Source organism: Actinobaculum suis, from assembly GCF_900618115.1.
Classification (GTDB): Bacteria; Actinomycetota; Actinomycetes; order Actinomycetales; family Actinomycetaceae; genus Actinobaculum; species Actinobaculum suis.
Genome location: NZ_UYIO01000001.1, coordinates 1,892,855 through 1,907,916, shown reverse-complemented (window position 1 = coordinate 1,907,916; position 15,062 = coordinate 1,892,855). Strand labels below are relative to the sequence as shown.

Below are 15,062 nucleotides of genomic sequence, written 5' to 3'. Positions count from 1 at the left end.
GCTCGTGTTCAACCTGCCATATGTTTGGCCTGGTGTGCGTTTAACCTGGCACGTGTTTAGCCTGGTGTGCGTTTAGCCTGCCATGTTCCCTGCCCAATAGGTTAGCGGAAATCGGTACTTTTCTGCCCCGGGGTGGGGAGGTGTGCTTGCACGCGCCACCCGTAATCGCCTAAGGGGCCAGCCATAAGCGTGCCGCCAAAGGCCGCGGCCCGTTCTCGCATCCCAATAATCCCGTTCCCACCCGCAGAATTACCAATTCCGCGATTTCTGCCGGGCAGGTGAGGGGCATTTAAATCGGAATTAGTGGGCGCGGGCGGCGAGTAAGAATTACCAGCGGAGGCGAGAGTCGAATCGGAACGTTTGGCCGCGCGGGTAACTAAATCGGAGCTTTTGACGGCGCGGGGAGCGGGGTCGGAACTAGTAGCGGCGGTGGGGGCGTGCTCACCGAGGTCGTTATCGACGGTGAGCGTCACCCCTTCCGAGGTTTGGGTGAGGGTAATCGCAATCCGGGCATCGCGCGGCGCATGTTTGAGCACATTTGTTACTGCTTCTTGGCAGATGCGATACAGGGCAGCGGAAGTGCCCGATGGTAAAACTGTAATATCGCCCACTTCCGCGAATTCTACGGTGCGGCCCGTAGCGCGAATGTCTTCCACCAGCTGGCCCAAATCGCTTACCTCCGGGGTGGGCACCAGCGGTGCTCCATCATTTCCTTCCCGCAAAACTCCGATAATCGTGCGAATATCGGAGAGGGCAGAGCGGCTTATTTTGGAGATCTTTTCGAGTGCTTGCACGGGCGCCGCGGGGTCTTTCTGGGCGGCATACCGGCCGCCGTCGGCCTGCGCAATCACTACGGAAAGCGTGTGGGCAACGACGTCGTGCATGTCCCGCGCAATCCGGTTACGTTCCGCTAAGACGGCGATCCGCGCGCTTTGTTCAGCCTCACGCCGAGCCGCTTCCGCTTCCGCATCGATCTGCCGCAAGCGCGCAAAATCGTTCGCGCGGGAACGCCCCAAAATAAAACCCGCTAAGGAGAAAGTGAGGAAGAGGATTACCTCTAAGAGGAAGAAAACCTGGGCGTCTTGCAAAGTCCTTCCCCAAGCAAAAGCGGAAGCAAGAATCATGCAGACGAGGCCTACTATTACGCCGTAACGGGTCCACGATTTGCCGTAGGCTCCAACCCCGTAGAGCACCATTCCCGCAACTAAATAGTCCAGTTCGGGGAAAGCAAAAGTTCCCAATAGATAGTTTGCACTATAGGAAACGCTCATAATAATGAGCGCAATTTCCGGATGGGTGCGGCGCAGGAGCAGGCAGGTGAAAATCGCGAGGAAGACCAGTACCTGCATAACATAATCTAGCGGTGAGAAGGCCGGCATATCGGTATCCAGCAGATAGAACCCCATGGGCCCAAACACGATTTTGAAAATCAAAATGCACAGGGCGAGGGCCAAATCCAAGGGGCTAAAACCTGCGATCCGCAGAATTTTGTCGCGTTCCACGCCGCTACTGTAACGCGCTTTCGGGTACGGAATGGATAGGTTTTCTCCGCCTGTAGCCGGATAAGGGTAGGCCCGAAGTCGTAGTAAGGAGCGTGGGGGCAGCCGCTGCGCGGACTAATTCCGCGGTTTGTGTGGGTGCGGATTTCGCGGAATTAGCCCGCGCGTAGGTACCAATTCCGCGGTTTGTGCTGGCGCAGTTTTCGCGGAATTAGTATTCCTTGGGCACCAATTCCGCGGTTTGTGTACGCGGTACCGGCCGGCCCGTGGCGTGCGCGATACGCTGGGTGTATGTGTGGCAGATATGCGTTATTTCAGCCGACGCAGGGCGTGCAGCTCCAATTTCAATTCGAATTTGCGGACCCTGCGGCCACAAATCTTGCGCCGAATTACAACGTTGCTCCGACCGCGAATGTCCCCATCGTGGTGGAACATTACGGGCGGCCGGTGGGGGAGCCCCGCGGCGGCGTCGTACCGGAACCGCAGGGAGCGGTGCGTGAACTTTTACTATCCCGCTGGGGCTTGGTGCCCGGCTGGGCACGGGCGGGTGGCAACGGGCCGGTGCTGTTCAACGCGCGGCTGGAAACGGCAGCGGAGAAACCGAGTTTTGCGGAATCTATGGCAAAACGGCGATGCATTTTCCCGATGAATGGCTATTTTGAATGGCAAACACGGCAAGGGGATAAACAACCGTTTTATATTTCTGTGCCTACGACGCCGTTACGCGGAAAGGCCGAGGAAAACGGCGCGGTTCCGAAACTTGGGGGAGCAGCAGAAACCGCGGAATTGGTGCGGAAGTATGGCACCGAAACCGCGGAAAAGGTAGGAGAGCCTGGCACCGAAACCGCGGAAAAGGTGCAAGAGCGGGGAAGTGGAGCCACACCGGAACTTTTGGGAATGGCAGGTTTGTATTCCTGGTGGAGAAAGCCGGGCGGTGCGTGGTTGCTTTCCGCCACAATTTTGACCCGGCCGGCGCAAGAAAACCTGCGGCATATTCATCATCGTGAACCGGTGGCGCTCCGCTCCGAGGAATACGCGGTTTGGCTAGATCCGAATTTGCAGGATGGCGCGGCCGCGCGTGAACTATTGCGGCGCCCGGCTCCGCTCTTGGAAGCGGTAGCGGTGCGGCAGGAAGTGAACAATGTGCGAAATAACTCGCCAGAAAATGTGCGTCCGTTGCACGATTGAGTGAGTATCTAGCGGCGCTGGGCGGGGGAGTATGCACGCAGCACCACGTACACAAACCGCGGAATTGGTACCTACCGCGCGGGCTAATTCCGCGAAAAGTGTGAAAACAGAAATCGCGGAATTGGTACCTACCGCGCGGGCTAATTCCGCGATATCTGCAAAAACACAAACCGCGGAATTGGTGCGAGCGGGAATCGGCAGGGAAAAGCGAACGAAAATGAGGGACAATAGGGCCCGTGATGGAAAAAGTGCGTAATACTCGTCGGTTCGTTGATAGCCCTGCGGCTGCCCCTGGTAGTGGCAGCACTTCTGCTACCGGTTCCGCTAGCGAAGCTCCGGCCGAAAATCTTACGGAGGAAGCAGCGCGCCAGCGGTTAGCCGAACTCGCGCCGATTGTGGCGAGTGCACAGGAAGCCTATTACGCAGAAAGTAACGAGAGTCCGCTCACGGATGCTCGCTATGACGAACTGGTCCACGAAATGCGCCGCTTGGAAGCCGCTTTTCCAAACCTGTCCAGTCCGGATTCACCGGCCCAGCGGGTGGGCGCGAAGATTTCTGATTCGCCGTTCAAAACTATTCCGCACCTTTCCCAAATGTATTCCTTGGAAGATGTTTTCTCGCTGGCGGAACTGCGGGAATGGTATGAAGAACGCGCCGCAGAAACACCGGGCGAAAGCCTGGAAGTAACAACGGAAGCAAAAATTGATGGCCTTGCCGTTAACCTGCGTTACGAAAACGGTGAGCTTACCGTTGGTGCTACGCGCGGCGACGGCGTAAACGGTGAAGACACCACCGCCAACATCAAAACCATCCGCGCCATTCCGAAACGTTTGCGCGGTGCGGACGTGCCGGAACTCATAGAAGTGCGCGGTGAAGTGTTTTTCCCCCTCCGCGAGTTCGCAAAACTCAACGAGCAGCGCCGCCGCGCAGTGGAAGAAGCGGAAGCGGAACTCGAAGAAGAAGGCCTGAGTTTCGAGCAGCGCCGCCGCGCCCGCGCCGTCATCGCAAATATGCAGCCTTTTGCGAATCCACGTAACGCGGCGGCCGGGTCCTTGCGGCAAAAAGAGCCCTCTGTCACTGCCTCGCGCCCGCTTTCTTTTATTGCGCACGGGGTGGGCGAAATTCGCGGTATTCCCGCTTCCCGGGAAACCGAGCTTTCCACACAAACGGGGCTCTACCAGGCGTTTTCTGAGTGGGGTATCCCTATTTCGCCCTATAACCAACTTGCTGATTCGTGGGAAGAAATCGAAGAATTTGTCAATAACCTCGCCACTCACCGTAGCGATTTACTGCACGGTATCGACGGCGCGGTTCTGAAAGTCAATACGCGGAGCTTGCAAAGCAGCCTGGGCGAAACTTCGCGCGTGCCGCGCTGGGCCGTCGCTTTCAAATACCCACCGGAGGAAGTAGAAACCCGTCTCCTCGATATTCGCGTTCACGTTGGCCGCACCGGCCGCGTCACCCCGTATGCAGTTATGGAACCCGTGGTTGTGGACGGTTCCACAGTTTCCCAGGCAACGTTGCATAACCAGGAAGAAGTGGCCCGAAAAGAAGTAAAAATTGGGGACATCGTAGTTTTGCGAAAAGCTGGGGATATAATCCCGGAGATTCTCGGACCGGTAAAAGCGCGCCGGCAAGGCGATGAACGCACCTGGAAAATGCCGGAAAACTGCCCGGTTTGCGGGCACAAGCTAGCGCCCGCCAAGGAAGGCGATGTGGACTTGCGCTGTCCGAACGCGAAATCCTGCCCTTCGCAGCTCACTGAACGCGTTGCCCATGCTGGCTCGCGTGGCGCTCTAGATATTGACCGCCTGGGCGCCGAAACCGCGTTGTGGCTCACTAATCCGGAGGCACGCCGTGAAGATGCTCTCACCGCGCTGACGCGTGGCAAAGCCCTCTGGTTCGAAGGGGAAGACGGCACTGACCGGCGCGTCCATATAGGCCGCGAAGGCGCTCGCGAAATGGGACTGGTCGATGAAACGGGTGCCCTGCAAGATTCCCAAGAGGTAATTCCACCCGCGCTGCAAGCCGAGTTGGGGATCCCCGCCCCGCAAAGTCCAGTTCTAGAAAACGAGGCCGGACTTTTTGAAATCACCGTGGAATCCGTGCGTGATGTGTGGATTTGGCGGGAACTGTCCCGGGATGTCAAAGCGAAGGGCAGCACAGAAATAAAACGCGCGGGGGATTGGCAATATGAACGCGCTGCGTGGCTTGCCCCGCGCTGGAGCGACCGGAAAAATGGTCCAAATAAACAAACCACTCCTTCCAAACCTGGGAAAACGATTGAGACCTTGGTCGAGGAAATCGAAAACGCAAAAACAAAAGAACTATGGCGCAAGCTCGTGGCACTCTCGATCCGCCATGTGGGGCCCACCGCGGCTCGCGAACTGGCCCGCGCGTATGGCTCTTTAGACGCCTTGCAGGCGGCCAGCCTAGAAGAACTCGAACAGGTGGAAGGTGTAGGCACGATTATTGCCGAATCCTTCCGCAACTGGTTTACCGTGGATTGGCACCGCGAAATTATTGCGCGGTGGACGGCCGCGGGCGTCGTATGGCAAGATCCGGAACCGGCACCAGCGTTGGCCGACGCCGGTAGCGCCGCTAGCGTTAGCGGGACGGACGTCGGTGGTACCGGTGGGGCTAGCGCTAGCAGTACCGGTGTTGGTGCTAGCGGTGCTAGCGCAACCGGTGCGGTTGCGCAAACTTTGGCGGGAATGCGGATTGTGGTTACCGGCGGGCTGGAGGGTTACACGCGCGATTCGGTGCGGGCCACTATCGAGGCGCACGGTGGGCGCGCTCCCGGCTCGGTTTCCAAGCGAACGACGGCGGTAGTCGTTGGCGAAAAGCCAGGTTCAAATGCGGATAAAGCCCGGAAACTTGGAATCCCGATCCTCACCGAAACCCAGTTCAACGAGCTTTTGCAAACCGGCGAATTACCCGCCGCGGAAAGCTAAGCGAAAAGGCACGGCAAAAAGGCACTGCGAAAAGGCACGGCAAAAGGCACTGCGAAATAGGTGCCAGGGGGCCGGGCTGGCTCCGGGGTAGGCAGGCCAGGTAAAGCCAAACCTAGAGGAGTGGGGCGAGAGGGCGGAGAATCGATTCGGTTACGCGTGCGAGCGTGCCGCGCTTGTTCCATTCTTCGAGGGTAAGTTCGAAGGTGTTTGTGAGGTCCACCAGGAAGAGTTTCTCCATCACGCGCGCAAGATCGTCGGAAAAGATCGACATGTTGATTTCGAAGTTTCCGCGCAGGGACAAGCGGTCAATGTTCGCGGTGCCGATGGTGGACCAATGCCCGTCTACCGTCATCGTTTTGGCGTGAATCATCGCCTCTCGGTAGAGGAACATGCGCACCCCGGATTCCAAAAGACGCTCATAATGCGGCCGGCCCACCCAATCTGTATAAATATGGTTTGAATATTGGGGGATGAGGATACGCACGTCCACACCGCGCTGGGCAGCGCCAGTAAGTGCATCGAGCATGGGATCGTCCGGAATAAAATAGCCCATCGTCATCCACGCGCGATCCTTTGCCCTGGCTAGAGCGTCAATGTATAGCGCGGCTATGGGGTAAACATTTTGGGCGGGCGAGTTATGCACCGCCCGCAACGCCGGATTCCATCTGTGACCCGGCTCGATTTCTAAACGCGGGTGTTTGCGTTGGCGATAGGAGTTCCACATTTCCGTGAATGCCGCTTCTAGCTCCCACACCCCGGGCCCGGCAATCCGCATATGCGTATCACGCCACTTGGTGCCGTAAATTGTGCCGATGTTGTATCCGCCCACGTATCCCACGCGGCCATCAACCACCATAATCTTGCGGTGATCACGGCCCTTATCGCGCGAACGCCCAGTAAAGATTCCGGTGCGCACGAGCGGGAAGTTCATCCAATGCAGATTTTTCTGCGCCGGGGGATGGCGGAAACATGGATCTTGATTTAGGTTTCCCCAGGTGTCTAGCAGCACATGCACGCGTACGCCGCGGCGTGCCGCGCGCTGGAAAGCCTCTCGGAAACGGTAACCCCACGCGTCTGCCTTCAAAATAAACATTTCGAAGTACACGTATTCTTTGGCCTTTTCGATATCGGCCAGCATCGCTTCGTACAGATCGCGCCCGTAAGTGAAAATTAAGGTCTCGTTTTCGCCCACGTTTGCCGGTTGCGGCGGCAAATGCGGAAACTCACCGGTAGGTGGCGTGCGGCGTTTACGAGCTTCATCAATAGCTACAACAGCGCCGGTAGCGATAACTGGCGCTGCCGCCGTGGCTATCGCGCCCCACTTTAGAGCTTTCCGCGCTCGCGGGTTTAGCTTGACCATGGGCTTCACTTTAGACGCCGCCGGCTTTCTGTGCCTACAGATGCCTCACATCGGCGGGCCTGGATTTTCGCCCGAAGGGCAGTTTGAGCTGGGCTCATGGTATTTCCGAAGCACCGAAGAAGTTTGGAGAATGTTTGGGGATTGTTTCCGGAGCCGCCGGAGCCGCCGCAGATTTCGCGGAATTGGTTGCCGTGATGAAGTTTGGGTGCCGGTTTTGGGGCGGAACAGTTTCGCGGAATTGGTGCCTGCGAATACTAATTCCGCGATATTTGCAAAAACACAAACCGCGGAATTGGTGCGGCCGCAATGCGGTGTGTTTCCGCCGCGGGCCGCCCGGTCATCTACACTTGGGGTTATGTCGTCATTTTCCAAAGAACGGGTCGCGCATATCGCAGACCTTGCACGAATAAGCTTGACGGAAGACGAAGCTCGGCAGATGTCCACCGAACTTGAAGCAGTCGAAGAGTGGGTTAAAGCCGTTTCTGAGGTTGCCGGCCCGGATATTCCGGGAACCGTGAACCCCCTTCCGATTGAAGACGTGACGCGGCCGGACGTCCCGGGAGAAACGCTCGATCGCGACGAATTGCTCGCGGCCGCTCCCGCCGCAGAGGACGGTAAATTCCTGGTTCCGCAAATTCTGGGAGGCGAATAGTGAAAGACGTGCTGAAGAAAACGGCGGCAGAGCTCTCGGCGCTACTCCGCGCGCGGGAACTGACCTCCGTGGAGCTGACCGAAGCGGTGCTGGAGCGCATCGCCGCCGTCGACCCGAAAATCAATGCCTTTTTGTATGTAGATCGGGAAGGGGCTCTCGCCACGGCGCGAGAGGTTGACGCCGCCCGGGAAGCGGGGGAAGCCCTGCACCCGCTGGCCGGCATTCCGATTGCCATTAAGGATAATATTGTTACGCGTGGGGTGCCGACGACGGCGGCCTCCAAGATTCTGGAAGGCTGGAAACCGCCGTACGATGCCACGGTGATTCAGAAGATCAAGGCGGCAAAGTTGCCGATCGTCGGAAAGACTAATCTGGACGAATTCGCCATGGGGTCTTCCACCGAACATTCGGCTTTCGGGGCTACGAAGAACCCCTGGGATACCAGCCGTATCCCGGGTGGGTCCGGCGGAGGTAGCGCGGCCGCGGTCAGCGCATTTATGGTGCCCTGGGCACTCGGTTCAGATACGGGCGGTTCCATCCGGCAACCGGGTGCGGTAACCGGAACCGTGGGGGCCAAACCCACTTACGGAGCCGTTTCGCGCTTCGGTCTGATCGCCATGGCTTCGTCCTTGGATCAGATCGGCCCGGTGGCACGCACGGTAGAAGACGCCGCCCTCCTGCAAGAACTCATCTCCGGGCACGACCCGCACGATTCCACGTCCTTGCCTGATCCGGTAGCAGAATTGGCAGCTGCTGCTCGCACTGGCGCGCAGTCTGTTGCCGCAGCTTCTGCCGAATCCGCAACTTCTGGCGCCGAGCCGGTTGCAGCCGCCGGAACTTCTGACGCCGAGGACGCCGAGTCTGCAGCCGCAGCTTCTGGCACGGATAGCGCCCAACCGCTCGCTGGTTTGCGGATTGGCTTGGTGGCAGAACTGGAAGGCGAAGGGTACCAGGAAGGGGTGCTGGCTTCCTTCCATGCCGCAGTGGAGAAGCTCGAAGCGCTCGGTGCACAAACTGTGGAAATCTCCTGCCCGTCATTTACGTATGCTTTGCCGGCTTACTACCTGATTCAGCCGGCTGAAGTTTCTTCGAACCTGGCGCGGTTTGATGGGATGCGTTACGGAATTCGCGTAGAACCGAAGGAAGGCCCGGTCACTGCGGAAACGGTGATGCGAGCAACCCGGGCGGCCGGTTTTGGGCATGAGGTGAAGCGGCGCATTATTTTGGGCACGCAAGTGCTTTCCGCCGGGGCCTATGACCAGTTCTACGGCGCCGCGCTCAAGGTCCGCACGCTCGTGCAACGTGACCTGGAGAAAGCCTTCACGCAGGCCGATGTGATTCTTTCGCCCACCGCTCCGGAAGTAGCTTTCGAATTCGGCGCGAAGTCCGATGATCCGTTGGCCATGTACCTCAATGATGCTTCGACAATCCCCGCCAATCTGGCGGGCGTGCCGGCCATGTCCGTGCCGAGCGGGCTGGCGGACGGCTTGCCCGTGGGCCTGCAGGTAATGGCTCCAGCCCGGGCCGATGCACTCATGTACAAGGTGGCTGGAATCGTGGAAAAGGTGTGCGGACGTTTGGCCGCCACCTCGCCGGCACAGAACTGGGAGGAATAAGTAATGGATGAATTGATGGATTTTGACGAGGCCATTGCTCGGTTCGATCCCGTGATTGGTCTGGAAGTGCACGTGGAGCTGTCCACGGAAACCAAAGTTTTCGACGCCGCGCCCGTGGCTTTCGGCCACGAACCGAATACGGACATTCAGCCCGTATCCGTGGGGTTGCCGGGCTCGCTCCCGGTGCTGAATAAAGCCGCCGTCGAATATGCGGTACGGCTCGGCCTGGCACTGAACTCGAAAATCAACCCGTGTTCGCGTTTCGACCGCAAGAATTATTTCTACCCGGACTTACCGAAGGCATATCAGATCACCCAGAACTTCAGCCCGATTATTTTGGGTGGATATCTGGATGTGGAACTGGCTGACGGCACGCCGTATCGGTTCCCGATCGAACACGCACACCTGGAAGAAGACGCCGGAAAGAACACGCACGTGGGCGCCGCGGACGGCCGGCTCGCGGGGGCTAAGTATTCGCTCGTTGATTACAACCGCGCCGGTGTTCCGCTGATTGAAATCGTTTCCGAACCGGCTACCGGGGTGGGGAAGAACGCGCCGGAAATTGCTGGGGCGTATGTGCGGGGGATCCGCGAGATTGTGCGGGCACTTGGCATTTCGGAAGGCCGCATGGAACGCGGTAATATCCGCGCCGACGTCAACGTTTCCCTACGCGAATCCCCGGATGCTCCGTTTGGCACTCGTACCGAAACGAAGAACGTCAATTCCTTCCGCGGGATCGAAAACACCATCCGCTACGAAATTCAGCGGCAGGCTGCGATTTTGGCTGCAGGTGGGGAAATACAGCAGGAAACCCGTAACTATTCCGATGCGATTAGCGGCACGCTTCCCGGGCGGGTCAAGTCCGACGCCGATGACTACCGCTATTTCCCGGATCCCGATTTGGTGCCCGTTATCTGCACGGAAGAAATGGTGGCTGAGATTCGCGAATCTATGCCGGAATTGCCGGCCGCGAAAAAGGCCCGCGTGCAAAAGGAATGGGAGCTTTCGGATGAAGAATTGCGCGATGTAGTGAGTGCCGGTGCGCTCGAACCGATCGAAGCTTCCGTGCAAGCTGGTGCCAGCCCGGCCGGGGCGCGCAAATGGTGGATGGGGCAAATCGCCGTCTATGCCAAGGATCACGCGATCGAATTGGAAGATGCGCCTATCACCCCGCAAGCTGTGGCCGAACTTGACGAACTGGTAACCAGCGGCAAGCTCACCGATAAGCTTGCCCGCCAAGCCTTGGACGGCGTGCTCGCCGGAGAAGGCAGCCCGCAAGAGGTGGTAAAGGCGCGCGGCCTTGAGGTGGTTTCCGACGCCGGAGAAATCGAAAGAATCGTGGACGAGGCCCTCGCCGCCCAGCCCGACGTGCTTGAGAAGATCAAGGACGGAAAGGTGAAGGCAGCTGGTGCAATAGTTGGTGCCGTAATGAAGGCCACCCGGGGCAAGGCAGATGCCGCACAGGTAAATAAGATCATTCTGCAAAAAGCAGGTATCGAAAGCTAAGCCTGCGGGCACTAAAGCAGCACCTGCAGGTATCGAAAACTGAATCTGTAGGCGCTAAAGCTGAAACGGCAGGCCAGGATGAGATACCGGCAGGCCCGGATGAGATAAACATAAACGCGGCAAGGCCTTCTGGCCTTGCCGCGTTCTGTACAAAGTGACCGGTTCTATATGAGGTAAGACAGTTTTACACAGGGTGGCCGGAACGGGTCAGCCAGAACAGGCCGGCTCGAACGGGCAAGCCGGAACATGGCGGCCGGAACACGGCGGCCGGAACGGGATTGACCGGAAGCGGGATAAACCGGAGCCGGGGGAAACGAAAACGAAAGGAAGCCCGATGGGCGTATCGGTAAGTTACACATTGCGAATTACAGTTAAGTCCCCTGCGGCCGTGACCACTGCCGCGCTCGCAACCGCGGTAGAAAAAACCGGGGCGAAACTCACACAGCTGGAGAATATACGGCTAGAGAAAAACACGCAGCTAGAGAGCCCAGAGAAATTGCCGCATGCGGAAGGCCGCGAACTGCATGCTGCAGGCAGCTCAGATGACGAATCGGAAAAGCAACCTTGCACCGATCCGAACCCTGACCAGCGTGTGGTGCTCCTCACAGTTGACTGCGCTTCCGCCTCTCACCAAGAGGAAGTGGTGGCAGCTTTGCAGGCCCTCCCGCAGGTCGAAGTTTGCGGTACCGAAGATGAAGTCTTCGCCCTCCACGAAGGCGGAAAACTGACCATGGAGTTGCGTGCCCCACTCGAAGATATGACCACCCTCGCCCGGGTTTATTCGCCGGGCGTGGCCCGGGTATGCACGGCCATTAACCGCGAACCGGCACTCGCGCGCCGCTATACGATCCGGCGCAATACGGTCGCCGTCGTCTCTGATGGCACGGCGGTGCTCGGGCTTGGCGATATCGGGCCCGCCGCCGCGCTTCCCGTGATGGAGGGGAAAGCCGCGCTTTTCAAGCGCTTCGCCGGGGTAGATGCCTGGCCGGTCGTGCTCGACACCAAAGATCCGGAAGAAATAATCCGCATCGTGAAAGCAATCGCTCCCGCATACGGCGGCATTAATCTGGAAGACATTTCCGCGCCGCGTTGCTTCGAAATCGAAAAACGGCTCCGTGCTGAACTAGATATTCCGGTATTCCACGACGACCAGCATGGCACCGCCGTCGTCGTGCTCGCAGCGCTGCGTAACGCACTGAAAGTGACCGGGAAAAACATCGACGATATTCGCATTGTGGTGAACGGCATTGGGGCGGCCGGGTGTGCGATTATTCGGCTCCTCACGGTGGCGGGTGCACGCGATATCGTGCCGGTGGACCGCGCGGGCGTGCTGAAAACCGAAGCTACCTACGAAAACCCCGCGTGGCAGGAAATCGCCCACACCACAAACCCGACCGGCGTTACGGGAACCTTGCGCGAAGCCATCGCCGGCGCCGACGTCTTTATCGGAGTTTCCGCCCCGAACCTGCTCACCGGTGCCGATATCGCCACCATGAACGCCAATGCGATCGTCTTCGCGCTTGCCAATCCGGTTCCCGAAGTTGACCCGGAAGAAGCGGGACGTTACGCCGCGGTTGTTGCTACCGGACGCTCAGACCTTCCGAATCAGATCAATAACGTTCTCGTGTTCCCAGGCCTGTTTAGAGGCCTACTTGATGCCGACGCCGCCGCCATCGACGATGCCATGCTCCTCGCCGCGGCTCGCGCGCTCGCGGATGTAGTGGGCGATGAAGTGCGGCCCGACTACGTAATTCCGACCGCCTTCGATTCGCGTATTGCGCCTGCCGTTGCTAAAGCTGTGCAAGACAGCGTGGAAAAAACTGCGCCAAAAAAGGCAGAACCAGCAGAGTAACTGTAAGTACAAGTGGCACAAGAGGATGACGCCGAGCATCTAGCCTTCTAGCCTCCCGCCTCCTAGCTGCCGGCGAAGATGCACAGTAGCTGCCAGACAAAAAGCCCCTGCAGGCCCTTCGGGCTTGCAGGGGCTTTGTTTTAGGCAGAAGTGGGGTCGTGGCGGGAGCGGAAAATTAGGCCAGGGAGTGGATGGGAGAACCGTCTGGCTGGGTTACGGGCCGGTGAACCCGAAGTAAATCAGTCTGGTTGGTTTGGGTTTTTGTTGTGTTGGTGGGGTTTTGTGGGTGTGTGTTTGGTGTCACTGGGGTTTTGGTTTGTGTTTTTGGGGTGGGGTGGGTATTGTTTTCTGCTGTCGCCGGTTGGGGTTGTTGCTTCGGGTGGGCTGGTTTTTTGGCTTGTTCCTGGGGTTTTGGTTCTGGTTGGTGGTTGTTTGCTGGTGGTTTTGGCTGGCGGGCAGAGGTTGGGCTTGGGTCTTGTTTGGTTTGGGTTTGACTTTTGTTTGTTTGGTTGTTAGACTGCTGGTCGCTCTCCTTGTGGGGCTGGTGCCTTGTTTTGGGTGTTGGTTTTGTGGGGTGTGGGTGTGGTGTTTGGGTGCTTGATAGTGTGCCAGTTTGATTGATTTTGATTGTTGCTGATGTGGCAGTGCTGGCTGCAGTTCTGGGATGGCCTTGTTTTGGGGTTGTTTTGGGGTGTGGTTGGTGTTGTTGTGTTGGTGTGTTTTTTGGCTGCGCCTTGGGGGCTGGCTCTTTTTTGGGTTGGTTTTTGGGTGTGGTTGTTTTTTTTGGAGTCGTTTTGGGCTCTTTGCATTTTGTTTTTTGTGGAGAGTTTGATCCTGGCTCAGGACGAACGCTGGCGGCGTGCTTAACACATGCAAGTCGAACGGAAAGGCTTCTTTCTTTTTTGATTGGAGTGCTCGAGTGGCGAACGGGTGAGTAATACGTGGGTAACCTGCCCTCAACTGTGGGATAAGCTTGGGAAACTGGGTCTAATACTGCATATTCTTCTGTCCTCGCATGGGGGTGGTTGGAAAGTTTTTTCGGTTGGGGATGGGCTCGCGGCCTATCAGTTTGTTGGTGGGGTGATGGCCTACCAAGGCGTTGACGGGTAGCCGGCCTGAGAGGGTGGTCGGCCACATTGGGACTGAGATACGGCCCAGACTCCTACGGGAGGCAGCAGTGGGGGATATTGCACAATGGGCGGAAGCTTGATGCAGCGACGCCGCGTGGGGGATGAAGGCTTTCGGGTTGTAAACTTCTTTTGGTGCAGAACAAGGCTCGCACTTGGGGTGGGTTGAGGGTATGTGCTGAATAAGCGCCGGCTAACTACGTGCCAGCAGCCGCGGTAATACGTAGGGCGCGAGCGTTGTCCGGAATTATTGGGCGTAAAGGGCTTGTAGGCGGCTTGTTGCGCCTGCTGTGAAAACGCGGGGCTTAACTTCGCGCGTGCAGTGGGTACGGGCAGGCTTGAGTGTGGTAGGGGTGACTGGAATTCCAGGTGTAGCGGTGGAATGCGCAGATATCTGGAGGAATACCGATGGCGAAGGCAGGTCACTGGGCCATTACTGACGCTGAGGAGCGAAAGCGTGGGTAGCGAACAGGATTAGATACCCTGGTAGTCCATGCTGTAAACGTTGGGAACTAGGTGTGGGGTCCTTTTCCGGGGTTCTGCGCCGTAGCTAACGCTTTAAGTTCCCCGCCTGGGGAGTACGGCCGCAAGGCTAAAACTCAAAGGAATTGACGGGGGCCCGCACAAGCGGCGGAGCATGCGGATTAATTCGATGCAACGCGAAGAACCTTACCAAGGCTTGACATACATTGCGATATTCCAGAGATGGGGTAGCTTTTTGGTGGTGTACAGGTGGTGCATGGTTGTCGTCAGCTCGTGTCGTGAGATGTTGGGTTAAGTCCCGCAACGAGCGCAACCCTTGTCTTGTGTTGCCAGCGGTTTTGGCCGGGGACTCACGGGAGACTGCCGGGGTTAACTCGGAGGAAGGTGGGGATGACGTCAAATCATCATGCCCCTTATGTCTTGGGCTTCACGCATGCTACAATGGCCGGTACAGTGGGTTGCGATACTGTGAGGTGGAGCGAATCTCTGAAAGCCGGTCTCAGTTCGGATCGGGGTCTGCAACTCGACCTCGTGAAGTGGGAGTCGCTAGTAATCGCGGATCAGCATTGCCGCGGTGAATACGTTCCCGGGCCTTGTACACACCGCCCGTCACGTCACGAAAGTTGGCGACACCCGAAGCTCGTGGCCTAACCATTTTTTGGGGGGAGCGGTCGAAGGTGGGGTTGGCGATTGGGACGAAGTCGTAACAAGGTAGCCGTACCGGAAGGTGCGGCTGGATCACCTCCTTTCTAAGGGGTTTCCTGCGCTTGGGGTGCTGTGTTGGTGTCCTGTTTTTTGTGTGGGGTTTGTTTTTTGCGATCGGGG

General features: G+C 58.0%; 8 protein-coding genes and 1 rRNA gene. 7 read left to right on the top strand and 2 right to left on the bottom strand.

All coding sequences use genetic code 11. From position 1 onward, the window contains the following. Positions 1 to 101: 101 nt before the first annotated feature. Positions 102 to 1,502 carry a sensor histidine kinase gene (locus H8274_RS07720; protein ID WP_185934230.1) on the bottom strand — a complete coding sequence of 467 codons (1,401 nt, stop codon included), beginning with the start codon at positions 1,500 to 1,502 and terminating at the stop codon, positions 102 to 104. Between the two features lie 288 nt (positions 1,503 to 1,790). On the opposite strand from H8274_RS07720, the gene H8274_RS07715 reads away from it, so the two are divergent. Both H8274_RS07715 and ligA read left to right on the top strand, forming a co-directional pair. Continuing rightward, entirely contained in the window at positions 1,791 to 2,687 is an 897-nt protein-coding gene (locus tag H8274_RS07715) for an SOS response-associated peptidase (RefSeq protein ID WP_083078428.1), read from the top strand. 239 nt (positions 2,688 to 2,926) lie between these two features. Continuing rightward, the gene (ligA, locus tag H8274_RS07710) at positions 2,927 to 5,641 is read left to right on the top strand and encodes an NAD-dependent DNA ligase LigA (RefSeq protein WP_185934486.1); all 2,715 of its coding nucleotides are present in this window, start codon (positions 2,927 to 2,929) and stop codon (positions 5,639 to 5,641) included. Between the two features lie 112 nt (positions 5,642 to 5,753). On the opposite strand, the gene H8274_RS07705 is transcribed toward ligA, so the two are convergent. After that, a complete protein-coding gene (locus H8274_RS07705) occupies positions 5,754 to 7,001 on the bottom strand; it encodes a phospholipase D-like domain-containing protein (RefSeq protein ID WP_049620459.1) in 1,248 nt (415 codons plus the stop codon). Positions 7,002 to 7,356: 355 nt separating this feature from the next. Between H8274_RS07705 and gatC the strand changes: the two genes are divergently transcribed. The 5 genes from gatC to H8274_RS07680 all read left to right on the top strand — a co-directional run bounded on the left by gatC (position 7,357) and on the right by H8274_RS07680 (position 14,986). Beyond that, a complete protein-coding gene (gatC, locus tag H8274_RS07700; protein WP_049620467.1) occupies positions 7,357 to 7,653 on the top strand; it encodes an Asp-tRNA(Asn)/Glu-tRNA(Gln) amidotransferase subunit GatC in 297 nt (98 codons plus the stop codon). Continuing rightward, positions 7,653 to 9,269 (top strand): amidase family protein, encoded by a 1,617-nt coding sequence (locus tag H8274_RS07695; protein ID WP_185934229.1) that lies wholly within the window; start codon positions 7,653 to 7,655, stop codon positions 9,267 to 9,269. The genes gatC and H8274_RS07695 overlap by 1 nt, the downstream gene beginning before the upstream one ends. A 3-nt stretch (positions 9,270 to 9,272) precedes the next feature. Further along, positions 9,273 to 10,775, top strand: coding sequence for an Asp-tRNA(Asn)/Glu-tRNA(Gln) amidotransferase subunit GatB (gatB, locus tag H8274_RS07690; RefSeq protein ID WP_185934228.1), 1,503 nt, complete (start codon positions 9,273 to 9,275; stop codon positions 10,773 to 10,775). 334 nt (positions 10,776 to 11,109) lie between these two features. Then, positions 11,110 to 12,627 (top strand): NAD(P)-dependent malic enzyme, encoded by a 1,518-nt coding sequence (locus H8274_RS07685; protein ID WP_083078430.1) that lies wholly within the window; start codon positions 11,110 to 11,112, stop codon positions 12,625 to 12,627. A gap of 816 nt (positions 12,628 to 13,443) precedes the next feature. Next, positions 13,444 to 14,986: ribosomal RNA gene (locus H8274_RS07680) — 16S ribosomal RNA — on the top strand. The last annotated feature ends 76 nt before the right edge of the window (positions 14,987 to 15,062 follow it).

What these genes read in the sequence shown, in the direction of transcription:
- H8274_RS07715 (WP_083078428.1), top strand. Translation starts at nt 1,791, where the DNA reads ATGTGTGGCAGATATGCGTTATTTCAGCCGACGCAGGGCGTGCAGCTC.
- ligA (WP_185934486.1), top strand. Translation starts at nt 2,927, where the DNA reads ATGGAAAAAGTGCGTAATACTCGTCGGTTCGTTGATAGCCCTGCGGCT.
- H8274_RS07705 (WP_049620459.1), bottom strand. Translation starts at nt 7,001, where the DNA reads ATGGTCAAGCTAAACCCGCGAGCGCGGAAAGCTCTAAAGTGGGGCGCG.
- gatC (WP_049620467.1), top strand. Translation starts at nt 7,357, where the DNA reads ATGTCGTCATTTTCCAAAGAACGGGTCGCGCATATCGCAGACCTTGCA.
- gatB (WP_185934228.1), top strand. Translation starts at nt 9,273, where the DNA reads ATGGATGAATTGATGGATTTTGACGAGGCCATTGCTCGGTTCGATCCC.
- H8274_RS07685 (WP_083078430.1), top strand. Translation starts at nt 11,110, where the DNA reads ATGGGCGTATCGGTAAGTTACACATTGCGAATTACAGTTAAGTCCCCT.